Source organism: Amycolatopsis eburnea (genome assembly GCF_003937945.1).
In the GTDB taxonomy this organism is placed as follows: Bacteria; Actinomycetota; Actinomycetes; order Mycobacteriales; family Pseudonocardiaceae; genus Amycolatopsis; species Amycolatopsis eburnea.
Window position 1 is genome coordinate 94,174 of record NZ_RSEC01000061.1, and the last position, 25,857, is coordinate 120,030.

At 73.1% G+C, this 25,857-nt stretch carries 23 protein-coding genes; 17 read left to right on the top strand and 6 right to left on the bottom strand.

Going from position 1 to position 25,857, the window contains the following annotated elements; all coding sequences use genetic code 11:
* Window positions 1-2: 2 nt before the first annotated feature.
* Entirely contained in the window at window positions 3-2,618 is a 2,616-nt protein-coding gene (locus tag EIY87_RS39720; protein WP_125315129.1) for an ATP-binding protein, read from the bottom strand.
* A gap of 135 nt (window positions 2,619-2,753) precedes the next feature.
* Between EIY87_RS39720 and EIY87_RS39725 the strand changes: the two genes are divergently transcribed.
* Window positions 2,754-3,125, top strand: coding sequence for a cupin domain-containing protein (locus tag EIY87_RS39725; RefSeq protein WP_125315130.1), 372 nt, complete (start codon window positions 2,754-2,756; stop codon window positions 3,123-3,125).
* 28 nt (window positions 3,126-3,153) lie between these two features.
* Window positions 3,154-3,777 (top strand): DUF998 domain-containing protein, encoded by a 624-nt coding sequence (locus EIY87_RS39730; RefSeq protein ID WP_125315131.1) that lies wholly within the window; start codon window positions 3,154-3,156, stop codon window positions 3,775-3,777.
* Here the strand turns inward: EIY87_RS39730 and EIY87_RS39735 are convergent.
* Window positions 3,764-4,396, bottom strand: coding sequence for a carbonic anhydrase (locus EIY87_RS39735; protein WP_125315132.1), 633 nt, complete (start codon window positions 4,394-4,396; stop codon window positions 3,764-3,766). The two genes, EIY87_RS39730 and EIY87_RS39735, sit on opposite strands and share 14 nt — an antisense overlap.
* A 67-nt stretch (window positions 4,397-4,463) precedes the next feature.
* On the opposite strand from EIY87_RS39735, the gene EIY87_RS39740 reads away from it, so the two are divergent.
* A complete protein-coding gene (locus tag EIY87_RS39740; protein WP_125315133.1) occupies window positions 4,464-4,910 on the top strand; it encodes a DUF6098 family protein in 447 nt (148 codons plus the stop codon).
* A gap of 2 nt (window positions 4,911-4,912) precedes the next feature.
* Here EIY87_RS39740 and EIY87_RS39745 read toward each other — a convergent pair whose 3' ends face one another.
* Entirely contained in the window at window positions 4,913-5,965 is a 1,053-nt protein-coding gene (locus tag EIY87_RS39745; protein WP_125315134.1) for an aldo/keto reductase, read from the bottom strand.
* A 59-nt stretch (window positions 5,966-6,024) separates the two neighbouring features.
* Window positions 6,025-6,492, bottom strand: a complete 468-nt coding sequence (locus tag EIY87_RS39750) for a VOC family protein (RefSeq protein ID WP_125315135.1) — start codon at window positions 6,490-6,492, stop codon at window positions 6,025-6,027.
* A gap of 112 nt (window positions 6,493-6,604) precedes the next feature.
* On the opposite strand from EIY87_RS39750, the gene EIY87_RS39755 reads away from it, so the two are divergent.
* Window positions 6,605-7,591, top strand: coding sequence for a helix-turn-helix transcriptional regulator (locus EIY87_RS39755; protein WP_125315136.1), 987 nt, complete (start codon window positions 6,605-6,607; stop codon window positions 7,589-7,591).
* Window positions 7,592-7,681: 90 nt separating this feature from the next.
* Here EIY87_RS39755 and EIY87_RS39760 read toward each other — a convergent pair whose 3' ends face one another.
* Entirely contained in the window at window positions 7,682-10,675 is a 2,994-nt protein-coding gene (locus tag EIY87_RS39760) for an MGH1-like glycoside hydrolase domain-containing protein (RefSeq protein ID WP_225440345.1), read from the bottom strand.
* A gap of 214 nt (window positions 10,676-10,889) precedes the next feature.
* Here EIY87_RS39760 and EIY87_RS39765 point away from each other — a divergent pair, with 214 nt between their 5' ends.
* From EIY87_RS39765 to EIY87_RS39785, 5 genes are all read left to right on the top strand, one after another.
* A complete protein-coding gene (locus EIY87_RS39765) occupies window positions 10,890-11,420 on the top strand; it encodes a hypothetical protein (RefSeq protein ID WP_125315138.1) in 531 nt (176 codons plus the stop codon).
* 237 nt (window positions 11,421-11,657) lie between these two features.
* Window positions 11,658-13,193, top strand: coding sequence for a nucleobase:cation symporter-2 family protein (locus tag EIY87_RS39770; RefSeq protein WP_125315139.1), 1,536 nt, complete (start codon window positions 11,658-11,660; stop codon window positions 13,191-13,193).
* A 145-nt stretch (window positions 13,194-13,338) separates the two neighbouring features.
* On the top strand, window positions 13,339-14,397 hold the full coding sequence (locus EIY87_RS39775) for a sensor histidine kinase (RefSeq protein ID WP_125315140.1): 1,059 nt from the start codon (window positions 13,339-13,341) through the stop codon (window positions 14,395-14,397).
* Entirely contained in the window at window positions 14,387-15,487 is a 1,101-nt protein-coding gene (locus tag EIY87_RS39780; RefSeq protein ID WP_125315141.1) for a hypothetical protein, read from the top strand. Before EIY87_RS39775 ends, EIY87_RS39780 begins: the two co-directional genes overlap by 11 nt.
* Entirely contained in the window at window positions 15,472-16,140 is a 669-nt protein-coding gene (locus tag EIY87_RS39785) for a response regulator (protein ID WP_125315142.1), read from the top strand. The genes EIY87_RS39780 and EIY87_RS39785 overlap by 16 nt, the downstream gene beginning before the upstream one ends.
* Window positions 16,141-16,162: 22 nt before the next feature.
* Here the strand turns inward: EIY87_RS39785 and EIY87_RS39790 are convergent, their stop codons facing one another.
* Window positions 16,163-19,069, bottom strand: a complete 2,907-nt coding sequence (locus EIY87_RS39790) for an AfsR/SARP family transcriptional regulator (protein WP_125315143.1) — start codon at window positions 19,067-19,069, stop codon at window positions 16,163-16,165.
* A 221-nt stretch (window positions 19,070-19,290) separates the two neighbouring features.
* Here EIY87_RS39790 and EIY87_RS39795 point away from each other — a divergent pair, with 221 nt between their 5' ends.
* The 8 genes from EIY87_RS39795 to EIY87_RS39830 all read left to right on the top strand — a co-directional run bounded on the left by EIY87_RS39795 (window position 19,291) and on the right by EIY87_RS39830 (window position 25,662).
* Window positions 19,291-19,941: a hypothetical protein gene (locus tag EIY87_RS39795; protein ID WP_125315144.1), complete on the top strand. Its 651-nt coding sequence runs from the start codon at window positions 19,291-19,293 to the stop codon at window positions 19,939-19,941.
* A complete protein-coding gene (locus EIY87_RS39800; RefSeq protein WP_125315145.1) occupies window positions 19,938-21,509 on the top strand; it encodes a hypothetical protein in 1,572 nt (523 codons plus the stop codon). The genes EIY87_RS39795 and EIY87_RS39800 overlap by 4 nt, the downstream gene beginning before the upstream one ends.
* Before the next feature lies 1 nt (window position 21,510).
* Window positions 21,511-21,957 (top strand): hypothetical protein, encoded by a 447-nt coding sequence (locus tag EIY87_RS39805; RefSeq protein WP_125315146.1) that lies wholly within the window; start codon window positions 21,511-21,513, stop codon window positions 21,955-21,957.
* A gap of 1 nt (window position 21,958) precedes the next feature.
* Window positions 21,959-23,155, top strand: coding sequence for a hypothetical protein (locus EIY87_RS39810; RefSeq protein WP_125315147.1), 1,197 nt, complete (start codon window positions 21,959-21,961; stop codon window positions 23,153-23,155).
* Between the two features lie 113 nt (window positions 23,156-23,268).
* Window positions 23,269-23,550 (top strand): Rossmann-fold NAD(P)-binding domain-containing protein, encoded by a 282-nt coding sequence (locus EIY87_RS39815; RefSeq protein ID WP_125315148.1) that lies wholly within the window; start codon window positions 23,269-23,271, stop codon window positions 23,548-23,550.
* A 615-nt stretch (window positions 23,551-24,165) separates the two neighbouring features.
* Window positions 24,166-24,522 carry an ArsR/SmtB family transcription factor gene (locus tag EIY87_RS39820; protein ID WP_125315149.1) on the top strand — a complete coding sequence of 119 codons (357 nt, stop codon included), beginning with the start codon at window positions 24,166-24,168 and terminating at the stop codon, window positions 24,520-24,522.
* Window position 24,523: 1 nt separating this feature from the next.
* Window positions 24,524-25,171, top strand: a complete 648-nt coding sequence (locus EIY87_RS39825) for an SRPBCC domain-containing protein (RefSeq protein WP_225440346.1) — start codon at window positions 24,524-24,526, stop codon at window positions 25,169-25,171.
* Window positions 25,171-25,662 (top strand): SRPBCC family protein, encoded by a 492-nt coding sequence (locus EIY87_RS39830; protein WP_125315150.1) that lies wholly within the window; start codon window positions 25,171-25,173, stop codon window positions 25,660-25,662. The genes EIY87_RS39825 and EIY87_RS39830 overlap by 1 nt, the downstream gene beginning before the upstream one ends.
* Window positions 25,663-25,857 lie beyond the last annotated feature (195 nt).

Genomic DNA, 25,857 nt, shown 5'->3' on the forward strand with positions numbered 1-25,857 from the left:
CCTTACGCGGGATCGGTCAGCTGCAGCGTGGTCTGTTCCTCGAAGGCGGCGCCGAGGTCGGCGAACCGGGTCGCCGCGTCCTTGACGAGCGCCGGGTCGCCGGTGCGGCGGGCGTGGGCCCGGGTCAGGATCGCCGCGGTCCAGGTGTTGTGGGCCGCATGGCGTTCGGCGCGTTCCAGGTGCTTTTCGGCGTCCGGGGCGTCCAGCACCACCGCCAGTTCGGCGGCCGCACCGGCCGCGTAGCCGTTGAACCGGCCAGGGGTGAAGTCGGCGCCGACCTCGGGAAGCAGCCGCGGCAGGCCCGTTCCGGTGTGCACCGCGACGCGGGCGCGGACGAACGCGTCCAGCGGGGCCAGGTTGGCCGAGTCCGCCGGGGTGGCGACGCCCGCGACCGCCGCCGCGCGGGTGCGCCAGCCGGCCATCGCCTCTTCGTCGCCCGACAAGCCCGCGGCCAGGGCGGCGGCGAGCAGCGGCACGCCGAGGGTCGCGTTGCGGGGTGGCCCGGTTTCCGCGGTGGCGCGCCACAACCGGGCGGCGGACTCGGCGGCTTCGGCGAAGCTCCCGGTCAGCGCGAGGGTGGTGACCAGCCCGCTCGTCGCCCAGTACGGGTGCCCCGCGAGCGCGGGGTCGGCCGCGGCGCGCCTGCTCACGCTCAGCGCGTCGGCGAGGGCGCCGGTGGCCACGGCGTAGGTGATCGCCGAGCGGAACGCGTCCACCACCTCGAGCGCCGCCCGCGGGTCGGCGCGGTCGGTGGGGAGCACGAGGTCCAGGCGCCGCCGGGTCGTCGCATGGGCCAGGTCCGGGCGGCCCGCGAGGGCCTCCGCGGTGCACCGGGCGTCGAGCGCGGAGCTGAGCAGCAGCGGGTCGCCTGCCGCGGCCGCGACCGCGCGCTCGGCCGCCTCGGCCGTGACCGTTTGCGGGCCGGGCCCCGACCGCCACGCGCGGGCGACGGCGACCGGCGCCGAGCCGGACGCGAGCCGGTCCGCTTCGGTCAGCATCCGGTCGAGTTCGGCGTCCGGGACGGGGTCGGTGACGAACCCGGCGCCGCGGAACCGCTCCGCCAGCACGACCGCGGCGGCCAGGCACCCGGCCCGGGTCGCCGCGTCGTCCGCCGCGCGGCCGGCGGCGGTCAGCACGAGGTCGTAGTGCTCGCGCGCGGTGCCCAGCAGGTGCGCGCAGCTGCCCGCCCGGTCGAGGTCCGCGGCCGCCTCCGCGGTCGACGCCGCCCGGCCGGCGGCCGTTCGCCAGTGCGTGACGGCTTCGGCGACGAAGCCGCGCGCGTAGGCGAGCCTGGCCAGGTCGGCGGTAAGCCCGTGCGAGTCGTCCTCGGCGACGCAGGCGCGCAGGTCGTCGGCGATCCGGTCGAAGTCGTCGCGCCAGTCCCCGCCGAGCCGGCCGGTCAGCTCCCGCGCGCGGCGGGCGGCCCATTGCCGGTAGCGCGCCGACACCTCGTCGTCCAGCAGTTCGCGGGCGAACCGGGCGACGCCGTCGAAGAGCGCCCAGCCGTCCGTCCCGTGCACGGTGACCAGCGATTTGTCGACCAGCCGGCCAAGCAGGTCGGACACCGCGCCGGCGGACAGCTCCGGCGACAGCGCCGCGACGCCGTCGAGGTCGAAGCGGTGGCGGAACCGGGAGACCCGGACCAGCACCGTGCGTTCCTCCTCGGTGAGCAGGCGGTAGCTCCAGTCGAGCACCGACCGCAGTGACCGGTGCCGCGGCTCCCCGCGCGCGGCGGACAGCACGCGCAGCGGGTCGTCGGCCAGCCCGGCGCGCAGCCCGGCCAGGCCCAGCGACGCGACGCGCGCGGCGGCGAGTTCGATGGTCAGCGGCGTGCCGCCGAGCTCGCGGCACAGCTCGGCGACCTGCGCGGGGTCGGCGTCGAACGCCGGATCGACCGCCTTCGCGCGGTCGGTGAACAGGGCCGCCGCAGCACCGGTGGCGGGCAGCGGCCCGAGCTGCAGCACCGTTTCGCCGGGGACGCCGAGGCGTTCCCGGCTCGTCGTGAGCACGCTCAGCCGCGGGTTCGCCGCGATCAGGGCGGCGATGACGTCGGCGACGTCGTCGGCCACGTGCTCGCAGTTGTCCAGCACCAGCAGCGCCCGCCCGGTCAGCTGCGCGGCCACCGCGTCCGCCAGCGGCTGCTGCGGCCGGGGCAGGACGCCGAGCCCGGCGGCGACCGACTCGAGCACCGACCCGGGCCGGCTGGGGACGAGGTTGACGAAGGTCGCACCGCCCGGGAACCGCGCGGCGGCGGCTTCGGTCGCGGCCACGGCCAGCCGGGTCTTGCCGACCCCGCCGGGCCCGAGAACCGTGGTCACGCGGCTTTCGTCCACCAGCCGCACCACGGCGTCCCGCTCCTCGGCCCGCCCGACGAAGCTCGTGGGCGGCCGCGGCGCGCCGACGACCAGCCCGGTCCGTTCGCCGCCGAGCGTGGCCGCGCGGGCGGCCAGTTCGCGGCGGTCGGCGGCGTCGAGCTTGCGCAGCAACGCGGACACGTGGCTCTCGACCGTGCGGACCGACACGAAGAGCCGCTCGGCGATCTCGGCGTTGCTCAGCCGGTCCGCGACGGCCAGCAGGACCTCGCGCTCGCGCGGCGAGATGGTCGGCGAGCTGGGCATGGGCCCGAGTATGCCGCACCGCGGTTTCCGTACCGGCTCTCCGTGGCGGAATCCGTGGTCGCCACGGATGTCCCGGGCGGGGGTCCGGCCCGAGGATCTTCCCAGTCCGGAAAACACCCCGAAAGGAGACCTCCCGTGGTGGTCATCGCGAAGGAAGACGACCTGCGCATCGGCAGCGGGCGCACCGCCCGGTTCGAGGGCGAGCCCTACGGCTCCGGCATCTCGTTCTTCCACGTCCACAACACCGCCGGGCAGGGCCCGGACGCCCACGTCCACCCCTACACCGAAACCTGGGTCGTGCTCGCCGGCGAGGCCCTGTTCCGCACCGGCGACGGCGAGGCCACCGCCCGCCAGGGCGACGTCGTGGTGGTGGGCGCGGGCACCGCGCACGCCTTCCGCGCGGTCGGCCCCGAGCCGCTGCGGATGATGTGCATCCACGCCTCCCCGCGCATCGAGCAGGACTTCCTCGACGACGCCGCGGCCGCCGAAGCCGGCGTCACCTTCTGAAACCCCTGATCCGAAAAGGACACGAACCATGACCGTCACCCTGACCCGCCCCACGTCCGCGCAGTCGACGACCTTGGCAGTGGCGGCCCCGCTGTGGGTCGCCGTCTCCCTGGTCCAGGCCGCGACGCGGGAGGGCTTCGACCTGACCCGCCACCCGCTGAGCGCGTTGAGCACCGGCTCGCTCGGCTGGTTGCAGATCACCAACTTCGTCCTCGCCGGCGTGCTCATCCTCCTCGGCGCCACCCGGTTCACCTCCGGCGGCAAGGCGGTCACCCGCCTGCTCACCGTCTACGGCGCCGGCATGATCGCGGCGGGCGTCTTCACCCCGGACCCGGGCAACGGCTTCCCGGCCGGCACCCCCGCGGGCGTGCCTGCCACGTTGTCGTGGCACGGGATCGGCCACCTGGCCGCGGGCAGCGTCTCCTTCCTGGCGCTCGCCGCGGCCTGCTACGTCCTCGCCCGCCGCTTCGCCCGCGCGGGCAACCGCCGCGACGCGGTGGTGTCGGCGGTCGCCGGAGCGGCGCTGCTGGTGGGCAACGGCTGGGCGATGACCGGCGGCGCGGGCGGTTCGCTGACCCTTGCCCTCGGCGTCATCACGGCGATGCTGTGGGTCTCCGCCGTGGCCGCCCGGCGTCCGGTCAGGACGCGGTGACCTCGAGGCCGCGGGCCGCCACCACGTCCGCCCGGCCGTCGGCCAGCCGGTAGCACAGGCCGACGACCGCGACCCGGCCCGCGTCGACGCCGTCGGCGAGCACCCGGGAGCGTTCCAGCAGCAGGTCCACGGTGTGCCGGACGTGCTCGGCGAGGACCTCGTCCGGGGCCACCCGCCCCGCGGCCCGGGCGGCCAGCACGCTGGGCGTCACCCGCTCGACGACGTCCCGGATGTACCCGCCGGGCGTCACCCCGTCCGCCAGCGCGGCGGACGCGGCGCCGACCGCGCCGCACGAGTCGTGCCCGAGGACGACCACCAGCGGGCAGTCCAGCACCGCCACGCCGTACTCGATGCTGCCCAGTACCTCCGAGCCGGCCACGTGCCCCGCGGTGCGGACCACGAACAGGTCGCCCAGGCCGCGGTCGAAGATGATCTCGGCGGCCAGCCGGGAGTCGGAACACCCGAACAGCACGGCGAACGGCCGCTGACCGGGCGTGACCTCGGCCCGCCGCGCCGCATCCTGGTTCGGGTGCTCCGGAGCTCCGGCGACGAAGCGCCGGTTGCCGGCGAGCAGCAGCTCGAACGCGTCAGCGGGGGTCAACGATGCGATCTCGGCCATGGCCGCAGCCTAGCGACGGTGGGGCCGGGGCGTGGTTAACCGGTGGTCGCGGGGGTACCGCGTGATCATGCTGCCCACGGTGAAGGACTTGCGGGAGCTGGTCCGCCTGTTCGAAGCCGAAGGCGACGACCTGTACGTCCGCTGGTCACGCGGCCCGGACGTCGACCTGGCGGACGCGGCGTCGAGCCGGGACGGGCTGACCGGGATTCCGCTGCCGGGCCTGTCGGCGAACTCCCTGCGCCGCGAGCCGTGGTGGGGCGACCGCTCGATCCGGCTGTGGCTGGCGCGGCGGTTGTACGACTACGAGCACTTGCGGGACCTGCGCGGACCGGACGTCCGGCCGTGGGTGCTGCGGGCCAGGGAGGTCTCCCGCGGGCCGGACAACGAACCGCTGGTGGTGGCGGTGGAGCCGTTGGCGTGGGTGGCGGACGAAGTGCTGCTGGAAGCCCGCCGGCTGGTGGACGGACAGGGCTCGGCGGAGTGGGGACCGATGGACCGCCGAGCCCACCGCTGACCTCAGGTACCCGGCTTCGGTTGTGCTGCCCGGGTTTCGACGGGGCGGCGGCGGAGCGCCGCCTGCTCGAGCGGGGGAGGGACGTAGGCCACGTCGACCGGCCCGACGTCGGTGCCCGGCGCCACGATCTCGTCGATGCGGTCGAGCACGTCGTCGTCCACGAGCGTCCCGGCTCCCGCGAGCAGGTCGTCGAGCTGCTCGGGCGTGCGCGGCCCGATGATCGCCGAGGAGACCGCCGGGTGCGCGGTCGCGAACGCCAGCGCGAGGTGGGGCAGCGACAGCCCGGCCTGGCCGGCGACCTGGGCGAGGGCTTCGACGGCATCGAGCTTGCGCTCGTCGGTCATGTGCCGCCGCGCCCAGTGCAGCCGGCCCGCCGACGCCGTTTCGCCGTTGCCCCGGCGGAGGCGGCCGGCGAGCAGGCCCATCGCCAGCGGGCTCCACACCAGGACGCCCAGTCCGTGGCGCTCGCAGACCGGCAGGACCTCGCGTTCGATCCCGCGGTTGAGGATCGAGTAGTGCGGCTGTTCGGCGCGGAACCGGGCCAGCCCGGCCCGCCGCGCCACCCACTGGGCCTCGACGATGTCCGACGCGGGCAGGTTGGAGTGGCCGATCGCGCGGACCTTGCCCGCGCGCAGCAGGTCGGTCAGCGCGCCGAGGGTTTCCTCGACGTCCGTGCCGGGCTCGGGGTGGTGGGCCTGGTAGAGATCGATGTGGTCGACCCCCAGTCGGCGCAGCGACCCTTCGACCGCGGCGACGATCCACCGGCGGGAGCTGCCGCGCTGGTTGGCGCCGGGGCCCATCGGGCCGTTGAACTTCGTGGCGAGGACGACGTCGTCGCGGCGGCCGCGCAGCGCCTTACCGACGATCCTCTCGGATTCGCCGTCGCCGCCGTAGACGTCGGCGGTGTCGATGACGGTGATGCCGCCGTCGAGGGCGCGGTGGACGATCCGCACGCACTCGCCGGGGTCGGGGTTGCCGTGCGGGCCGAACATCATCGTGCCCAGGGTGTAGGCGCTGACCTGGATACCGGTCCGGCCGAGCGGGCGGGTGCGCATGGGGTTTCTCCTGGGGTGGCGGGGGTGCGGCCGGGACGGGCCGCACCCCTGGCGGGCGGTCAGGCCTGTGCGTACTGGGCCGCGACGTCGACGATCCAGGTGACGCCGAAGCGGTCGGCCAGCATCCCGAAGCCGGGCGCCCACGGGGCGGGGCCGAACTCCTCGATCACGGTCGCGCCCTCGGCGAGGCCCGCCCACACCGGGGCGACCTCGTCGACGCTTTCGCCGCGGACGGAGAGGAAGAACGGCTCGGTGGTGATCGTGGTGCCGTTTTCGCGCCGTGTGCGGGGTGCGCCCGGGGTGGCCGGCGCGGCCTGGCCGGGCACGTCGTAGGCCATGACGCGGAAGCCGTTGTCGGCGACGACCTGGCCGAACACGACGTGCGTGGCACCGGGCAGGTCGGCGGGCATCCCGAAGTCGGCGTAGGTGGCGATGGTGAGCTGCCCGCCGAACACCGACTGGTAGAACTCGAGGGCTTCGCGGGCCTCGCCGTGGAAGTTCAGGTGGGCGACAGCGTTGAGCGGCATGGTGTTCCGGTCCTTTACGAGGTTTTTCCGACGCCGGGGGTTCCGGCGACGAGTGCCACTGTCGCGTGAGTAGCGGTCAGGGTACGTCCCCTACTCGTGGCATTCTGAAAACATGCCGATCGCTTCTTCGACGACGACCTCGAGCCGGCTGCTGTCGCTGCTTTCGCTGCTGCAGGCCCGCCGTGACTGGCCGGGCGGCCTGCTCGCCGAGCGGCTGGGCGTCAGCGAGCGGACGGTGCGGCGCGACGTCGACCGGCTGCGGGAGCTCGGTTACCCCGTCCAGGCGGTCAAGGGACCCGACGGCGGCTACCGGCTCGAAGCGGGCAGCGAGCTGCCGCCGCTGCTGTTCGACGAGGAGCAGGCGGTCGCGCTCGCCGTGGCGCTGCGGATCGCCGTCGGGACGGGCGCGGGCATCGAGGAGGCGGCCGCGCGGGCACTGACCACCGTGCGGCAGGTGCTGCCCTCGCGGCTGCGGCAGCGGGTCGACGCCCTCGAGATCAGCGCGGCCGGAGCTGGTTCCCAGGTCGACACCGACGTCCTGCTCACGCTGAGCGCCGCGGTCCGCGCCCGGGAGGAGCTGCGGTTCGACTACCGCTCGCCGGGACGCCCCGCCGATGCCGAGCCGGGGCCGCCCCGCCGGGTGCAGCCGCACCACCTCGTGGTGCGGGCGGGGCGCTGGTACGTCGTCGGCTGGGACCCCGGCCGCGGCGACTGGCGCGCCTACCGCGCCGACCGGATGACACCGCGGGTGCCGAACGGGCCGAGGTTCACCCCCCGCGAGGTACCGGGCGGCGACGTGGCCGCCTTCCTGTCGGCCCGGTTCAAGGGCGCCGAGGTCACGAACGCCTGGCCCTGCCGCGGCGAGGTGATCCTCGACCGGCCCGCGGCCGAGGTCGCCCCGTTCGCCGGCGACGGCGTCGTCGAGGAACTCGGCGCGGGGCGGACCCGGCTGACGACCGGGTCGTGGTCCTGGGCCGCCCTCGCGGCGGCGTTGGCGCGCTTCGACACCGAGATCGAGGTGGTCGCCCCGCCGCAGCTGCGTGCGGCGTTCGCCGAGCTGTCCCGTCGCGCCGCCCGCGCCGCGGGCAGCGCGCCTTGACGGCACGCCGGTTCCGTCCAGGGTTCCGGCGAAGTCGCGCCGGTTCGCCCGGCGCGACTCGCCGCGGCCGGCGCCCTGAGGTCCGGCCCGTCAGCGGCTCACTTCGGCCGCGGTCAAGACCCGGTTCCACACCTGGACGTCGTCGATGCTGCCCGGCCAGAAGTCGCTGTGCCGCCCGCCGGAGACCGCCCGGCCGATCGCCAGCGGGCCGGGAGCGCTGTCTCCGGCCGCTTGGGCCCACGTCTTCGCCTGCGCCACGCCGTCGACGTAGAGGGTGTAGGTGCCGGCGTCGGCGTCGTGCACCCCGACCAGGTGGTACCAGCGCCCGGTCTGCGGGGCGGCGTCCGACAACGCCCGGCCCGAACTGGTCGAGAACGCGAGGCGGTCGTCGGCCGCCGAGTACTGCAGGTAGAAGCCACTGCTCGGGGTGCCGTCCTGGCTCACCGCCGTCGCCCAGGAGCCCGTGCGGTCCAGCCGGACCCGGGCGCTGACCGAGTAGTTGCCGGTGGTGTCCACGACGGGGCCGCCGGTCGCCGCGTACTGGCCCGAGCCGTCGAAGTGCAGGGCGGTGCCCGCGGTGCCGGGGACCCACGCGGGGGAGCCGCTCAAGGTGGCGTCGTGCGTTCCCGCGCTGTCGTGGGCGACGGTCCCGTTGCCTTCATCGAAGGTCCAGGCGCCGACCGGGTCCTGCTGTCCCGCGGGGTGCGCGATCTGGAGGTTCTGGCGCTGGTGCGTGGATGCGGTCCGGCCGCCGGGGCCGCGGTAGGACGCGGTCGCGGTCAACGTCGCCGCGCCGCCCGGTTCGGCACCCGGCGGCGGGCTCAGCGTGTAGTTCCACGTCCGGCTCTGCCCGGGCGGGATGGCGCCCGCCGGCCGGCTGCCGGCCGTGACCGACCAGCCGTCCGGAACGGCGACGCTCAGCCGCGGAGAGGTGAGCGGGCTGCCGGTGGTGTTCCGCACGGTCACGGTCAGCGGCGTGCCCGGGCGGACGGTGATGACGCCGTTGGCGTTGGCGGGACCGACGGTGATGCGGGCGTCCCGGCTCGACGGCGTCCAGGACTGCAACTCGGTGACGCCGACGAAGGCCCCCGGCGGGTTGGTGAACACGAGCCGGACCTTGCTGGTGGTCAGCGTCGGGAAGGTCACGCGGTTGACGCCGTTGCCCACCGGGTCCGCCGGCTCGCGGACCTGGCCGGGTACTTCCCGCCAGGCCGAGCCGGTCCAGTACTCCAGCCGGTAGGCCGCGGCGGGTTTGACGCCGCCACCGTCGTCGTAGCCCTGCCAGCGGATGTCGCCGACGGGGGTGGGAGCGCCGAAGTCGACGCCGTAGAAGTCGCTCGGGTTCGGCGAAGAATAGTTGGTCCAGCGGGTGTTCTCGGGGACCTCGTCGTACCAGGCCTTGCCGTCGAGGGCGTTCCACGGGTTGTCGCCCGCCCAGGTGTAGGACGTAATCGGCTTCGGGAAGCCGGTGCGCAGCGGGTTGGCGGCGTCGTTGACGAGTTCGTCCGCCGCGGGGAGTGCGGTGCGGCCGACGTCGATGGTCGTGGCGCGCAGGGTCGTGGAGCGCTGGACGAGCCGTCCGTCGACGTAGAGCCGCATCCCGGCGCCCTGCCCGTAGTGCTTGCCGTCGCGGTCCCACAGCACGGTGACGTCGTGCCCGTGATACGGCACGTTTTCGGCGGCGAAGTGGTCCCATGTGGACGGAGTCAATGGCTGGACGCGCAAGGTGCTGTCGCTCTGCGGGCGCAGGCCGATCAGCCCGGACAGCACCAGGTCGTTGTACGTGGAGTGGTTGTAGTCCTCGCTGTGGTTGCGCCCGTCGTAGATCCACGCGTCGCGGTCCGGGTCGTGCGCCTCGGCGACGTAGGGCTTGCCGTTCTTGGTCTGGGTGCGGGCGTAGGTGGCCAGCGCCGCGGCATAGTCCTCTTTGGACACGGTGGTCTGCGCGGGGTAGTCGTCGAGCAGGTTCGCCAGTCCGGTCAGGGTCTGTGCGGTGGCGAAGGGCCAGCTCGGCCCGTCCCACCGGCAGCAGGAGCCGGCGTCCTTCATGAAGAACGGGCTGCGGCGTTCGGCCGTGGTGGGACCGTAGGCGCTCGCGAAGCCCTGGGCGTCGAGCAGCTGCGACCACGCGGCGCTGTCACCGGGCTGCGCGGCGCCGAACATCCAGGGCAGGTAACCGATCTGCTCACGGCTGCCCGACAGCTTGTGCCCGGGGTTGTCGTCGCGGGCCATCGCGTAGTAGAAGCCCCGTTCCGGGTCCCACAGCCACTTCCGCAGGGCGGCCTTCAGGTTCGCGGCGCGCTGGGCGTACTCGGCGGCGAGCGCGTGGTCCCCGACCGAGCCGGCGATGCGGCTGATCGCGACCGCGTCGCCGTACTGGTAGGAGTTGAGCGTCGGCCGGTAGCCGGCGCCGCCGTGGTAGGGGTTCGGTGATTCGTAGGACGAGGCGGAGAACTCCATGGCGTCCCACACTGGAACCGACCAGTAGAGCCCGAGGCCGGCGTCGAACTGCTTGTCCCAGCCGCGGTACTGGCGCACGAGCGCGGGCAGCAGCTCGCGCAGCGGGCCGAAGTCGCCGGTCGCCTGCGCCTGGCCGTAGGCGGCGGTGGCCAGCCAGACGCTGTACTCGTGCGCCCAGTCGGTGGTGTCGGCGTTGACGTCGTCGGTGGCGGGCTTCGCGCCCGCGCCGGGCCCGGTGAGCCAGAACCGGAGGTAGTCCTGGCCGTAGCGGGGATCGCGCAGCCACCGCCCCTCGGTCAGCTGGTGCCCGGCGGCGGCGTTGATCGCCTGGTAGGGCGCGGCGTAGCCGCAGCAGTCGAGGAACTCCGTCGAGATCCAGCCGTCGGCGGGGTTGGTGTAGCGCAGGTGTTCCTTGAAGACGCGCCAGCGGTAGTAGTAGACGCTCTCCATCGTGGTGTCGGGCAAGTCCACGAAGGGGATGTTCGCTTCGTACCACCCAGGTTCGCTGAACCCGGCGAGCGCGGCGGAGTGGTCGAGGAAGTGCGTCCCCGAGCCGCGAGTGGTGTCTTCGGCCGCGGCGGCTCCGCCGAGCGCGACCGGCGCGACCAGGACGAGGGCGGCCAACCAGGTACTTCCCCAGGACAGTCGCCGGCGCATCGGGGCCTCCAGGGTTTACAACGTTGTAAAACTCAGACTCGACCACTATCGCTCAGGATCGCCCAAAAGGGAACACCCTGTGGACGAACGACGCGTCCCCCGGCGTGTGTTCGCGTGCGAAACGGGAAGCCGGGCCGGACGTGATCCGGCACCTCCGAACCGTCACCACGGAAGGAAAGTCATGTCAGCAACCACTCCGGCAGCGCGCGAACGACGGCGGCGCGCGAGGACCGGCTACCTGGCCGTCTACCTCCGCGACCAGCTGGCGCTCGGCATCACCTGGCGGGCGCTGGCGCGCCGCGCCCGTGACAACAACAAGGGAACCGAACTCGGCGAGGCACTGGTTCAGGTCGCCGACGGAATCGCGGAGGACGTGCGCACGTTCGAGACGATCATGCGCACACTCGGCGTCCGCCCCAACCCGGCCAAGGTCGTCCTGGCGGCGGCGGGGGAGCGGCTCGGGCGGCTCAAGCGCAACGGCCGGTGGGTTTCCTATTCGCCGCTGAGCCGGTTCGTGGAGCTGGAGGGCCTCGCGATGGGCATCGAGGGCAAGAAGATCCTCTGGCACACGCTGGGCGAGCTGGCCGGCTTGCGGGAGCGGCTGCCGGGCACGGACTTCGACGAACTGCTCGCCCGTGCCGCCCGCCAGCGGCAGACCCTGGAGCCTTTCCGGCGCGAGGCGGGAACCCGGGCGTTCGCCGCGAAGACGTGAGTCGTGCCGCGACAGAATCCGTTGTCGCGGTGGGCGAGCAGGTCGAGCACGCAACGCGTCCAGCAGCCGGCGGTGGTCGTCCGCGGTGCGGCCGAGCTCGCGGCGGGAGTGCTCGGCCGGCGCGAGGTGGCCGCGACCAGGGTGGGGTGGAAGTGCCGGTCGCCCTCGAGCACGCGGGTCTTGCTGTTCTGCTATACGGAAGTTAACCTCCGCAGAACGAAAACTGTGGGAGGTCGGATGGCGCGGGTGAAGCGGACGCCGGCGACGGGTGACGTGGCCCCGGTACGCCGCCCCGAGGACGAACGGCTCGGGTTCGGCAAGAGCCTCGCTTACGGCGTCCAGCACGTCTTGACCATGTACGGCGGGATCATCGCGCCCCCGCTGATCATCGGGGGCGCTGCGGGCGTCTCACCCGCCGAAGTCGGGCTGCTCGTCGCGTCGTGCCTGTTCATCGGCGGGCTGGCGACGATCCTGCAGTCCTACGGCGTGCCCTTCTTCGGCTCCCGGCTGCCGCTGGTGCAGGGCACCTCCTTCGCCGGCGTCGCGACGATGACCGCGATCGTGGCCGACGGCGGGCTGCCCGCGGTGTTCGGTTCGGTGATCGCCTCCGCGCTGCTCGGCCTGCTCATCACCCCCGTGTTTTCGCGGCTGGTGAAGTACTTCCCGCCGGTCGTCACCGGCACGGTGATCACCGTGATCGGCCTCAGCCTGATGCCGGTCGCGGCGAAGTGGGCGATGGGCAACGACACCAAGGCAGGCGATTTCGGGTCGGTCTCGAACATCGGGCTGGCCGCGTTGACGCTGGCGATCGTGCTGCTGCTCAGCAAGGTCGCCGTCCCGGCGATCTCCCGGCTCTCGATCCTCCTGTCGATCGTGGTGGGCACCGCGCTGGCCACTTTGCTCGGCAAGGCCGACTTCTCCCAGGTGGGGAACGGTCCGATCTTCGCGGTGCCGGCGCCGTTCGGTTTCGGCGCGCCGACCTTCGACGTCGCCGCGATCGTGTCGATGTTCATCGTCGTGCTGGTGACCCTCACCGAGACCACGGCCGACATCCTCGCGGTGGGCGAGATCGTCGACACGCCGGTCGGCAAGCGCCGGATCGGCGACGGCCTGCGGGCCGACATGGCGTCCTCGGCGATCGCGCCGGTCTTCAACGGCTTCATCCAGAGCGCCTTCGCCCAGAACGTCGGCCTCGTCGCGATCACCGGCGTCCGGAGCCGGTTCGTGGTGACCGCCGGCGGCGGCGTCCTGGTGGTCCTCGGCATGCTCCCGGTCCTGGGCCGCGTGGTCGCCGCCATCCCGTACCCCGTCCTGGGCGGCGCCGGTCTCGTGCTGTTCGGCACGGTCGCGGCGTCCGGCATCAAGACCCTGTCCAAAGTGGACTACAACGGCAACCTCAACCTGGTGATCGTCGCGGCTTCCGTCGGCCTGGGCATGGTCCCGATCGCGGTACCGGGCTTCTACGACCGGTTCCCGGCGTGGGTCGGCACGATCTTCCACTCGGGGATCAGCTCCGCGGCGCTCCTGGCGGTCGTGCTGAACCTGGTCTTCAACCACCTGAAACCGGGCAAGGCGGGAACCGAGCCGTCGGTGTTCGCGACGGCGACCCGCGTGATCGACTACTCCGACCTGAAGGTGCTGTCTCAGCTGGAGAACGGCGACAAGGTCGTCGACGGCAAGATCGTCGACGCGCAGGGGCGGCCGCTTCCGGTGCGGGACGCGGACGGCCGGCCGGTGCCCTACCGGATCGGCTCCGAGCCGCAGAACCACTGACGCGTACCCAATCATGGGCTGATTGCCGGTATTATCCCCGCCGCGACAATTGACCGGGTTGGGGTGACGGGTGGCGGGCGAAGCCGTACGAACGCTGGACGGGTTCGGCCGCCGTTACGCGGCCGCGGTACGCCTTGTCACCATCGTGCCCATCGGTGCGATCGCGTTGCTGCGGCCCGCGCCGGGCGCGTTCACCGGCACGCTGCTCGCGGCCGTCGTGGCCGTCGCCTGGACCGGCGGTTACTGCTGGTGGCTGGCGAAGGGCCGGGGCCGGACCGGCGCGGCCGCGATGTCGCTCGACGTCGCCGTGCTGATGTGCGTGTACCTGAGCGTGCTGTGGACGGACGCGGTCGCCTCCGCCAACACCGGCTGGCTGCGGCTCTTGATCACGTTCGCGTGCATCACCTGGCAGTGGCACACGGCACCGGTGGCCGGGGCGGTGGCCGTGGCGGTCGCCGCTAGCGGGTCGGTCACGCTCGTCGTCGCGGGCCACCCGTCCGACCTGACCCTGGTGGAGGCACAGCTGTGGGTGCCCGCGATGGCCGTGATGTCGCGGGTCGCGTGGGTGGTGGTCGCCCGTGCCGCCCGGCGCGCGGACCGGATGATGGCCGAGACGGCACAGGCACACCGGGATGCGGCGGTCACGGCGGCCGTGCGCGCCGAGGAACGCGAGCTCGCGAACTCGCTGCACGACACCGCGGCCACCACGTTGCTGATGGTCGGCGTCGGGCAGGTCCCGCCCGGCGCGGACTGGCTCGCCGCGCAGGCCGGCCGCGACCTCGAGCGCCTGCGCGCCGACGGCGGCCCGCCACCGGACGGCGCCGACCTCGTCGACCTGCTGCGGGGCGACCTCGACGCGGGCCACCTGACCGTCGACCTCGACGGACCGCCGCGGCTGCCGCTGCCGTTCGGCGTGGCCACGGCGATCGCGGGGGCCGTGCAGGAGGCGCTCAACAACGTCCGCAGGCACGCCGGCACCGACCGCGCGACCGTCCGCCTGCACGCGGGCGACGGGGAACTGCGGGTCGAGGTCGCCGACGAGGGCAGGGGGTTCGACGTGGCCGGTGCGCCCGCGACCCGGCGTGGCCTGCGGGAGTCCGTGCACGGCAGGATGTCCCGCGTCGGCGGCACGGCGACGGTCACGTCGGCCGAGGGAGCGGGCACCGTGGTGCGGTTGGAATGGCGGGCCGAACGTGCCCGATGACGAGCTGATCCGCGCGCAGCTGCTGCGCGGCCTGCGGATCGCGACAATGCTGGCGGCGGTCGCGAGCGTGGGACTGCTCAGCATGAACAACCTGCAGAAGAACCTGGGCAAGTACGACGTGCCCGCGACGCAGCTCACCGCGTTCGCCGTGCTGGCCGCGGTCCTGGCCCTCAACGTGGTGCTGGTCGTGCGGCGCCGGTCGTGGGGGCGGCTGGCGGGGCCGGCCGTGGCGGTGGTGTTCGCGGCGACCGCGCTGTCCTACCTGACGCTGCCGGCGGGCCGGACCTCGACCGGGGTGGACTGGGCGTTCGGCGCCGCCAACTGGGCCGGGCTGGTGGTGCTGTTCGACCGTCCACTCCGGACGGTCGGGGCGTTCCTGGCCGGGCACGAACTGCTGGCGCTGGCGAACGTGGTGGTGGTGAACGACGTCAGCCGCAACTCGCTGGCCCGCTTCGCCACCGGCTCGGTCACCGTGATCGGCTTTCCGCTGTGCCTGGGCGTGCTGGCGGCCGCGCTGGGCCGGATCGGCGCCCAGGCCGCGGCGGCCGCGCGGGAACTCGAACGGGTGCGCACCGCGGACGCCGTCGCCGTGGCCGCGCACCGCCGCCGCGCGCAGCGGTACGCCGAGCTGTCGGCGACGAGCGTGCCGCTGCTCGAAGGGCTCGCCGACGGTTCGCTGGTCCCGTCCGATCCCGACGTCCGGCGCCGGTCCGCGGTCGAGGCGGCCCGCATGCGCAGGCTGTTCGCCGAGACGGACCTGGTCGACAACCCGCTGCTGCACGAACTGCGCCACTGCGCGGACATCGCCGACCGCAAGGGGGTCGAGGTCGAACTGGACGCGCGCGGCACCTGGCCGGTGCCGCCGGTCGTGGTCCGCCGCGACCTCACCGACGCGGCGCTCACCGCGCTCGCCACCGCTGTCTCGTGGGCCCGGGTCACCGTCGTGGGCAGCGCGGACCTGGTGTCGGTCAGCGTGGTCGCGGACTGCGTGGAGTCGTCGCTGCCGCGCCCGGCGACCGGGGACGTGCGCGTGGAGACCTTCGGCGGGGACGGAATGGTGTGGACGGAGGCCCAATGGCAGCCGAGCTGATCACGGCGGTCATCGTGGACGACCACGCGGCGATCGCGGCGGGCGTGCGCTACTGGTGTGAGCGGGCCGACCCGCCGATCACGCTCATCGACGCGGGCGACCGGCTGGCCGGCGTGTGGACCGGCCCCGGCGGCGCCGCGGACGTGGTGATCTTCGACCTGGAGCTGGTGCCGGGCAAACCCGGGTTCGGCGAGCTGCGCAGGCTCGTCGACAGCGGCAGGAGGGTGGTCGTGTACTCGCAGCACGCCGACAACGCCACCGCCATCAAGTGCATCGATCTCGGGGCGCTCGCGTACCTGACCAAGCGCGAGGGCCCCGGCCACCTGGTGCCCGCGATCAGGGCCGCCGCCCGCGGCGCGCCCTACACCGCGCCGTCGCTCTCCGGCGCGCTCGCCGCCGACGACAACGCCGGCCGGCCGCACCTCTCCCCGAGGGAAACCGAGGTGCTGCGTGCGTGGTTCGCCTCCGCCTCGAAGGAGCTCGTGGCCGCCAAGCTCCACATCACCGTCAAGACCGTCGACACCCACATCACCCGCGTGCGGGTGAAGTACGCCAACGCAGGCCGCGCCGCGCGCACGAAGAGCGAGCTGGTCACCCGCGCCCTCGACGACGGCGTGATCACGCTGTCCGAGCTCAACGACACCGTGCGGTGAGGCGAACACCCGACACGCGTCGTCAGGCATCCCCTTGCGGCATGCCCAGTTCTCGGTAGACGGCCAGCGCCCGCGCCCGGTGTTCCCGCGCCGCGTCGTGGTCGCCGCGGGCGGTGTGGCTGGCGGCGATCCCGGCGTGGGCGTGTGCGCACAGGTCGGGGTGGCCGTTCCCCGTCGTGAGGGTTTCCCGGTACAGGCGTAGCGCTTCGGCGTGGTCGCCGGTCGCCGCGCGGGTGGCGGCCAAGCCGTTCAGCGCGCCCATCACCTCGTCGGGTTCACCGACCGCGCGGGCGATCCGCAGCGCCGACTCGAAGTGGCCGAGCGCCTGCTCGTTGTCGCCGAGGCCGTGACTGGCGACGCCGAGCACCCGCAGGGCCGTGCCCTCGAGACCGCGGTGGCCCGCGTCCCGGGCCGCGGCCAGCGCCTGGCGTGCCGCGCCGAGCGCGCGCTCGTACCGGCCCGCCGCGGCGGTGGCCTCGGCGACCCCGGCTCGGGCGCTGGCCAGTGCCGACCAGTCGCCGCTCGCCGTCGCGAGGTCCGCGGCCTCGGCGAACAGGGCCAGCGCCTCGTCGCAGCGGCCCAGGATGACCTGCATGCGGGCGAGGTTGTTCAGCACGCCCGCCCTCGGGTTCCCGGCGTCGTCCGCCTCGACCACGTCGAGCGCGGCGCGGAAGGTGTCCCTGGCGGCGGCGACCTCACCGCGGTGCCAGTGCACGATGCCGAGGTTGTTGAGCACGCGGGCCTCCATCACCCGCTCCCCGAGTGCGCGGTAGCCGTCTCTGGCGCGTTCGAGGTGTTCGACGCTCTTCTCCACCAGCCCCAGCCGGATCAGCGTGGAGCCGAGCATCCGCCGGGCGTCGGCCTCGGCGCGGGGGTCGCCGAGGGACTGCGCGGCGGCCAGCGCGCGGGTGTGCAGTGCGATCGCCTCGTCGTGGTACCCGCCGGTCACCAGGTAGTGCCACACGGTCGCCGACATCCGCACGACCGCCGCCGGTTCGCGGTGCGCGGCCGCCGCGAGCAGGTTGGCGCGTTCCGCGTCCAGCCACCGCAGCGCCGCGTGGTGCGTCGCGAACGCGGGCCGTTCGGTGTCGGAGTGCGTGTCCCGCGCCGCCTCGTGCGGCGCCAGCGCGGCCGTCGCGGCGGCCGCGGTCGCCAGGTAGTAGTCGAACAGCCTGGTCAGCGCGGCCGTGGTGTCCCCGTCGGTCCAGGCCAGCTCGGCGGCGTAGGCGAGCAGCAGGTCGTGCGACCGGTAGCGGCCCGCCGGGGTCTGCTCGACGAGGTGGGCCCGCACCAGCGCGTCGAGGGCGCGCTGGGTCGGGCGCAGGCCGGTGCCGGCGAGCGCGGCCACCGCGTACGCGTCCACGTCGTGGCCCTGGTGCACGCCGAGCAGCCGGAACACCCGCGCCGCCGCCGGTTCGAGCCGCCGGTAGGACCACGAGAACGCCGCGCGGACCGCCGTGTGCGGGTCGCCATCGACGTCCAGCAAGTCCAGCGCGTCCTCCTCGGCCAGTTCGGCGGCCAGGTCGGCGATGGCGCGGCCGGGCCGGGACCGCGCCAGCTCGGCGGCGATCCGCAACGCGAGCGGCAGCCGCGCGCACCGCTCCACGAGCGCGCCGACCGCGGCCGGCTCCGCGTCGGCACGCGCGCCGAGCAGCTCGCGCACCAGCGTCACCGAGTCGATCAGCGGCAGCCGGTCGAGCACCAGCCGGTGCGCGCCCTCACGGACCACGAGCCCGGCGAGCGTGTCCCGGCTGGTGATCACCGTGACGCAGGACGGACCCGCGGGCAGCAGCGGCCGCACGTCGTCGGCGGAGCGGGCGTTGTCCAGCACGACGAGCAGCCTGCGACGATCGGTCAGTGACCGGAAGCGGGCCGCACGCTCGGCCGGGTCCTCCGGGATGCCCGCGCCGTCGAAGCCGAGCGCACGCAGGAACCCGGCGAGCGCGTCGGTCGCGGACACGGGTTCGTCCGGGCCGTAACCGTGCAGGTCCACGTACAGCTGGCCGTCGGGGAAGCGGTCGCGGACGCGGTGTGCCCAGTGCACGGCGACCGCCGTCTTGCCGACCCCGGCCGTGCCCGCGAGCACCGACACCGGCGCCTCGGCGGACAGCAGCGCGTCCAGCTCCGCCAGTTCATCGCGCCTGCCGACGAACCCGTGCACGTCCGCGGGTAGCTGCGCCGGCGTCTCCCGGTGTGCCACCGGCTCCGCCACATCGCCCGCCAGCACCTGCTGCTGCAGCGCACGTAGCTCGGGTCCCGGCTCCAGCCCCAGCTCGGTGACGAGCACGTCCCTCGCCCGCCGGTACGCGTCGAGCGCCTCGGACTGGCGGCCCGCCCGGTACAGCGCGGTCATCAGCAGGCCGTGCACTCGCTCCCGCAGCGGGTGCGCGGCGGCCAGCTCGGCGAGTTCGCCGGTGACGGCCTCGTGCAGGCCCGCCGCCAGCTGCGCCTGGTACAGCGCCTCGATCCCGGTCAGCCTGCGTTCGGCGAGCCGGCCGGCCCAGTCGGCCAGCGCCGGCAGGTCCACATCGCCGAACGGGCCACCGCGCCACAACGCCAGCGCCGCCCGCAACGCCTCGATCGCGCGCTGCGGCTCGTCCGCCGCCAGCCCGGCCCCGACCAGCGCGTCGAACCGCTCCGCGTCGACCTCCTCCCGCGCAGCCCGCAGCAGGTAGCCGTCCGCGCCGAACGACAGCCGGTCCGGGTCGTCGAGCAGGCCCCGCAGGCGGTGGACGTGCAACTGCAGTTTCTGCGCCGTCCGCGAGTCCGGCCGGTCGCCCCACAGCGCGCCCGCCAGCACGTCCACCGGCACCGGCTGGTTGGCGTGCCGGAGCAGCACGCCGAGGAGCGTCCGCTGCAGCCTGCCCGTCACCTCGGTCTCCCGGTCGCCCGCCCGCAACCGCACCGCCCCCAGCACCCGGAACTCCATCGCGCCCCCTCGCCATCGCCGGCTTTCGTCGTCGTGAAAGCGCGGTGAAAGCGTCGCCGTGATCCTGTGTGTCGAGACCAGGCTTCCGGGAGTCCGATGTCCGGGTTGTCAGGTGTTCACCGGACACGGCAGGTGTTGCCGAGGGGGCAGCGCGTGCCGGCCGGGTTTCCGCGGGCGATTCGCGGGTTGGTCCATTGACGTCGCAGAGTGAGGTCGTTCACGTGCATCCGCAGTACCCGAAGCCCTACCCGGAACCGAAGGTGCACCCCGGCGTGCTGGCCGGGGTCAGCCTGTGGCGGGTGGCGATCGTCGCGGCCGCGCTGTACGGGTTCGGCGATGCCACCGGCTGGTCGGCGAACTTCGAGGGCCTCAGCCAGCAGGCCAGCCTGGCGACCGCGGTCGTCTACTTCGGACTGCTGCTCTACCCGCTCGCCACCGGCGGCGCGCGGCACGAGCCGAAGTCGCCGTGGTTGCGCGGCGCCACCACGGTTCTGCTGCTGCTCGTGGCAGGCACGTTCTTCGGCATCATGGGCGGCGACTTCGGCTACCTGCCGTTCGAGCACATCTGCACGCCGCTGCTGGTGCTGGTCGACTGGCTGTTCGTGGGCCGCAACCAGGCCGCCGCCAAGTGGTGGCACCCGCTGACGTGGATCGCGTTTCCGGTGGCGTACCTGGCCTACTTCCTGTCGGCCGGGGTGTACGAGTCGCTGTACTCGTTCCTCGACCCGGACGGCGACGAGTTCGCGGGCATGATCGGTGGTCTGCTCGCCGGGGTGGTCGTCGCCGGATACCTGTTGTACGGCACCGGAAAGCTCAAGGGTGCGATTCGCCGGCAGCCCAGCGCCTACGTCGCGCAGGGGTGGGCGCGGTGAACCAGCAGCAGCCCTGGCGTGGGCAACCCCAGTACGGCCCGCCGCCGCAGTACCAGCAGTACCACCGGTTTCCGCCGCCGCCTCGGAAGCGGGGCAACCGCGGGCTGATCGTCCTCGTCGTCGCGGTGACGTTGCTGGCCGCCGCGGCCGGTGGCTACTTCCTGTTCTTCGCGGGTGGCGGCGGCGGTTCCGGCGGCGGCACGGCCGCCGACCAGGACTACGACGCGACGGTCCGGGAGCACGGTGCCGCGGAGGTGGCCTGGCGGGTCGCGCAGGGCGGGGCGGCGGACCAGGCGGTTGCCAACGGCGCCTGGCTCACCGGCGAACACCTGGTGCGCAGGCTCCCCGGCCGGGTCGTCGCCTACGACCTGTCGTCCGGCGACGAGGCGTGGGCGTTCCCGCTCGACGACCCGCCGAAGGACAACTGCAAGTCCTCGCGCGAACAGTCCGGCAACCGGGTGGCGCTCTTGCGGAGCGTGGGCGAGGGGCAGCCGCGCACGAAGTCCAGGGCCGGGACACCCGGCGGCTGCGGCAAGCTCACCGTGCTCGACCTCGGCACCGGCAAGGAGGTGTTCACGGCCGACCTCGCGCCGGACGCGGACAAGAAGCTGCCCGACACGATGGCCAGGCCGGTCCTCACCGCCGACCGGGTGGTGGTCGACACCGCGCCGGGTCGCGTGTTCGACCTCGCCGGTGGCGCGGAAGTGCCTGTCCCGCCGGCGTTCGCCGGGTGCACCGCGCCGAGCCTCGGCCTGTTCGGCGACGTCCTGCTGGCCGACTCGACGTGCCCCGGCAACACGGAGGACAGGGACCACAAGAACGACGAGCTCCGCACGCTCCGGGCCTACGACGCGAACTTCGCGCTGAAGTGGGAGTGGAAGACCCCGAAGGACGACAAGGGGGAGCCGCTCCCGGTGCGGGGCGTGCTGTCCGTCGACCCACTGGTGGTCGAGGTCGGGCACAGCGGTCACGAGACCCGGCTGCTCGCCGTGGATCCGGCGTCCGGCGCGGCGAAACCGTTCGCCGCCTACAAGACCGACACCCGCGGCGAGTTCAAGTACGCCTGCGCGGGTCAGGGACTCCGCGACTGCCCGGCGGCGAAGGTGGTCGGCGGCAAGGTGATCCTGTCGACCAGCCCGGTCCAGGTGAACCCCGGCGACCCGGACGCGGGCGGCGCGCAGGCCACCGAGTTCCGCAACGAGCTGGTGGCACTGGACATCGCCACCGGCGACGCGGCGTGGCGTACCGGCAAGGTCGCGGGCCGGGCCCTGGCGATGGTCCCGACCGACGACAACCGGCTGATCGCGTTCCAGCCCGAGAACCCCAACGGCGCCAAGGCCATGGTGTTCTCGGTGAACCCGGCCGACGGCAAGGCCACGCCGGTGCTGGCGATCGGCCCGGCCGCGCTGGCCGACGACAAGCTCAACAAAGTCCTGCGCAACCAGAGCTTCGGCGGCGGCGGCGAGTCGGACGCGCTCTGGCGGGACGGCCTGCTCATCGTCATCAGGACGGTCTACCGGCCCGCCACCGCCGTGGAAATCAGCACCGTCGCATTCAGGGGGAAGTGAGATGACCGGGTACACCGTCAACATCGAAACCATCATGAACATGGCGAAGAAGTGCTACCTGATCGCCGACGCCTACGCCGACGTCACCGGCAAGATCGGCAGCGTGGACGCTGCCGTCGGCCACCTCACCGACCGGGACGGGGCGGCCACTGCGGCCGACACCGACGTCATCGCGCTGGTCGACGAATTCGTCGAGTACCTGCGGACCGCCAGCAGCCGCTACCACCTCGCGGCCGAACAGCTGGAGGCGGGCGCCGCGGCCTACACGAACACCGAGGACGACCAGCGCCAGATCTTCGAAGACTACGCGGCCGCGTTCGACGGCGGCGGCACGCGCGACTACGGCAACGCCGACTGGGACCCGGAGACCGAGGCCGACGACACGGCCCGGCCGGAGGGCACCACCGAGCACGCCGAGGGCTTCGACACCGCAGCGGAGGGAAACTGAGATGACCGGCCCGGGGAGCCAGGAGGACTACGCGAGCGCGCTCAGCCTGGTGCTCGACGACTTCGAGGCGGCGCTGGTGGACCGCTGGCAGCAGACCATCCACGACTGCGTCGTCAGCGGGGACGCCATCCCACCCGCACTGCACATCTACAAGCAGAGCCACTACACGCCGGTGTACGAACACCGGCAGCCCGAGGTGTACGCGCACGCCACCTCCGGCAACTGCGCGGTGCTGTCCTGGTACGAGGGCGGTCGCGAAGGTGGCGTGCCGACCTCCTGCGCGGGCCTGATCTGGTCGGGCGAGGGCGGCGCCCAGTCCGTCGTCTGGCCGCCGAGCGCCGACGGCACGTCGGTCCCGGTGCCGGAGACGATCGACTGCGGCCTCCCGCTGTTGATGGCCCAGGCGGAGGAGTGGTCCTACCAGGACCGCGCGTACGTCTACGAGCGGCTGCCGAAGTTCGCGGACCAGCAAATCCCGGTGCTGCGCAACGCGCGGGACGCGCTGATGGGGATGGCCGCCGACTTCGGCGCGACCGCGAGTGAGGGCGGGGAGCAGTCCGATCCCGCGCTGCAGACGTCGCTGACGCTGGCCGAGGAGGTGGACTGGCTGTTCGGGAGGCAGGGCGAGGGCGCCCACTGGCAGAAGGACTGGACCGGCACCGCCGCGGACCTGGCGGCCGAGGGCTTCTTCGCCTCGACCGGTCCCACGCTGAACAACCACGCGCTCATGGCCAACGGCCTCGGTCTGCTCATCAACGAGCGCGCCACGATCATCGACACCTACCGGAAGAACAACGTCAACCTCATCTCGGCGGCGGTCACCGCGCTCGGCGCCACCACGAGCACCACCTCCGAGCACGACCTCGCCGGGCTGTGGACGCAGGTGAGCCGGATCGGCACGATCGTCGGCTGGTTCCCGCTGCGGGACTCGGTGAACCGGGCGATCACGATCGTGTCCTGGCTGGGCGACCTCCTCCTCGGCGACGTCACCACGACCGAGATCACCTACGACAACGATCCCGGCAAGGTCGCGATCGACCTGCACGAGTCGGTGCTGGCGATGGCCGGCACGCTCAACACCGCGGAAGACGGCTACGCCGACGACGTGGCGGCGTTTCGCGCCGCCGTCAACGACGTGCCAGGCACGTTCCTGGAGCTGTACGACCTCACCGAGAACAGCCCAACCGGAACGCACTGACTTCTTTGCGGAGCCGCACTCGCACAACGGCCGCGCCGGCCACGGGAGCGGCGTGGTCACCGTTGCGGGCCTGGCTCGGACCGGTGCGGGTTGGGGCCGCGGTTCGGGCTCGGGTGTCCGGAGCTGCCGGCCGCCGGTCGAACCGGGACGTCCAGCAGGAACAGGCCGACAGCGCCGAACTCGCCGCCACCGTGTCGGCCGCCGCTGGCACGCCGATCGCCTGCACGGACCTTCCTGCGGACACGCTCGTCGAGGGACTGACCGGCACGGGCTTGCCCGCCGGCCTGGCCCACGTCCTCGCCGACGCCGATCTCGGCGACTCGGGCGACCTGAGCCGCCTGATCGGACGGCCCACCACCTCCCTGACCGACGCGATGACGGCCGCGCTGCGCTGACCAGCACCGGAAGATCAACCCCCGCCCTCCGAGCGGAAGGGTCCATCACGATGTCCACCCGCACCACAGCGCACGCCGCCTGGCGACGCCCGCTTCCCGATGTCACCGCGACGTCCGCACCCAGGTCACCGGCGTCAAGGTCGACGGCAACCGGCTGCTGCTCGCCGGCGCCTTCACCGGGCACTTCTTCATCTACACCACCGCCGACACCCTCGACTCCACCTACACCGTCGCCAACCCGAGCGAGCCGACGCTGGTCAACGACGAGGTCGTCGCCGCCAACGGCGACGTCACCGACTCCTACCGCGCCGTCGTCTATCGCATCCCGGCCGCCGAGGTGAACGCCCCCGCATCACGACCACTCCCGACGGCGAGTCCCTGGTCATCGGCTACTGGGGCAGCGGCGCGCTCTACCGGCTCATCCTCGCCACCGGCGTCACCATCAGCGGCAACCGACTGCTGGTCACCAGCTCCCAAATGAACAACTACTTCTCCGGCGTCCCACCGGAAAGCCCGGTGTTCACGAGACTGCCTTTGATCGCCCGTCCTGGCCGGCTCGGTCCGCTGCAGTACCAGCCCTGGCTTATATAAGTCAGGGCTGGTATGTTTCCGGGCGTGCACGCGTTCGACGTCCTCGGCGACCCGGTGCGCCGGCGCATTCTGGAGCTGCTCGCCGAGGGGGAGCAGACCTCTGGGGCGGTCACGGACGTGATCCGGGCTGAGTTCGCCCTGTCCCAGCCGGCTGTTTCCCAGCACCTACGTGTTCTGCGGGAGAACGGGTTCGCGTCGGTCCGGGCCGAGGGGGCTCGCCGGTTCTATGCCGTCGACCCGACGTCGCTGAGCGAGGTTGACGTGTGGTTGGACCGGTTTCGCGGGTTCTGGGACCAGCGGCTCGATGCCCTGGGCACCGAGTTGGCTCGAGGCAGGCGTGCATCCCGGTCCCGGCCCGATCCGCCGGTGAAAGGAACGTGACGTGAAGGATCTGCTGGACGAACTGGCCGCTGCGCGCCGGACGATGGGAACAGCGACCCTGCCCGCCGGTGACGCGTACACGGTGGAGCTGCGGCGTCGCTACGACGCGCCGGTCGACGACGTGTGGGACGCCATCACCGACCCTGAGCGGCTCGGGCGCTGGTTGAAGCCGGTCACCGGAGACCTGCGGCTCGGCGGGGCGTTCGAGCTGGACGGCGGTGAACACGGGGAGATCCTCCGGTGCGAGCCGCCGCGGCTGCTGCGGGTGTCCTGGCTCTTCGGGCCGGATGCCGACGAGTGGCCGGGCACGAGCGAGGTCGAGGTGCGCCTGTCCCCGGGTCCTGCCGGGGACACCGAGCTTGAACTGGTCCATGCGGCGGCCGTCGGGGAGCCCATGTTCCCGACCTACGGCCCCGGTGCCGGCGGTGTGGGCTGGGACCTGCATCTCCTGACCCTGGCCCGGCTCCTGGCAGACGGCGAGCCCCTCGATCACGAGGAGTTCCAGGCCTCGCCGACGGGGCAGGAGTTCATGCGGCGCAGCGCTGCGGCGTGGGGCGAAGCTCACCTGGCCGCCGGTGGCGACCCGGATCAGGTGGCGGCCGCCGTCAAGGCCACCACCGCGTTCTACGCCAACGGCGGAGACGCTTGATGAAGTACACCACTTCGATCGAGATCGCCCTGCCGCGGGAGAAGGTGCTCCAGATGCTCGCGGACCCGGCGCACCTGCCGAAGTGGCTGCGGGGCCTGGTACTGCACGAGCCGGTGGACGGAGCGCACGGCCGGCTCGGCACCACCTCGCGAGTGGTGTTTCGAAGGGGGAAGCGGACGATGGAGGCCACCGAAACCATCACCCGCCTGGAACCTGAAGACCTGCACGCCATTCCCGGTTCCGTGGTCGTGCACTACGACCGCGAGATCGTCGGCGAGGGCATGTGGCAGGCCCAGCGCGACCGGCTGATCGCGGCCGGCCCGGACACCACGACGTGGGAGAGCGAGAGCGAATTCCGGTTCGACGGATTGCTGGTGCGGCTGGTGGGGCTGGTGATGCCCGGCGCTTTCCGCAAGCAGTCGCAGCAGCACATGGAGGACTTCAAGGCGTTCGCCGAGCACGGGACGGATGTCCGCCAAGGGACGAAGTGATCTGCCGCAGTTGAAAACGGTTGGCCTGCTGACTGAATCGGGACAAGAGCGCCACTGAACCAGCACGACGCTGTGCGGTATTCGCGGCCCCTTCCTACACGGGTCCAAAGTGGAGTAAACAGAGCCTGCGAGTCCTCCCGGCCTCGGTCTTGGCGGCCTGTTTGATGTTCGAGGCCGAGCGGCGGCTCTACGAGA

Bases quoted from the DNA above. Each gene is read 5' to 3' on its own strand.
- EIY87_RS39810 (WP_125315147.1), top strand. From the start codon at position 21,959: ATGACCGGCCCGGGGAGCCAGGAGGACTACGCGAGCGCGCTCAGCCTG.
- EIY87_RS39735 (WP_125315132.1), bottom strand. From the start codon at position 4,396: ATGGCCGAGATCGCATCGTTGACCCCCGCTGACGCGTTCGAGCTGCTG.
- EIY87_RS39765 (WP_125315138.1), top strand. From the start codon at position 10,890: ATGTCAGCAACCACTCCGGCAGCGCGCGAACGACGGCGGCGCGCGAGG.
- EIY87_RS39730 (WP_125315131.1), top strand. From the start codon at position 3,154: ATGACCGTCACCCTGACCCGCCCCACGTCCGCGCAGTCGACGACCTTG.
- EIY87_RS39740 (WP_125315133.1), top strand. From the start codon at position 4,464: ATGCTGCCCACGGTGAAGGACTTGCGGGAGCTGGTCCGCCTGTTCGAA.
- EIY87_RS39720 (WP_125315129.1), bottom strand. From the start codon at position 2,618: ATGCCCAGCTCGCCGACCATCTCGCCGCGCGAGCGCGAGGTCCTGCTG.
- EIY87_RS39755 (WP_125315136.1), top strand. From the start codon at position 6,605: ATGCCGATCGCTTCTTCGACGACGACCTCGAGCCGGCTGCTGTCGCTG.
- EIY87_RS39770 (WP_125315139.1), top strand. From the start codon at position 11,658: ATGGCGCGGGTGAAGCGGACGCCGGCGACGGGTGACGTGGCCCCGGTA.
- EIY87_RS39805 (WP_125315146.1), top strand. From the start codon at position 21,511: ATGACCGGGTACACCGTCAACATCGAAACCATCATGAACATGGCGAAG.
- EIY87_RS39830 (WP_125315150.1), top strand. From the start codon at position 25,171: ATGAAGTACACCACTTCGATCGAGATCGCCCTGCCGCGGGAGAAGGTG.
- EIY87_RS39745 (WP_125315134.1), bottom strand. From the start codon at position 5,965: ATGCGCACCCGCCCGCTCGGCCGGACCGGTATCCAGGTCAGCGCCTAC.
- EIY87_RS39785 (WP_125315142.1), top strand. From the start codon at position 15,472: ATGGCAGCCGAGCTGATCACGGCGGTCATCGTGGACGACCACGCGGCG.
- EIY87_RS39750 (WP_125315135.1), bottom strand. From the start codon at position 6,492: ATGCCGCTCAACGCTGTCGCCCACCTGAACTTCCACGGCGAGGCCCGC.
- EIY87_RS39790 (WP_125315143.1), bottom strand. From the start codon at position 19,069: ATGGAGTTCCGGGTGCTGGGGGCGGTGCGGTTGCGGGCGGGCGACCGG.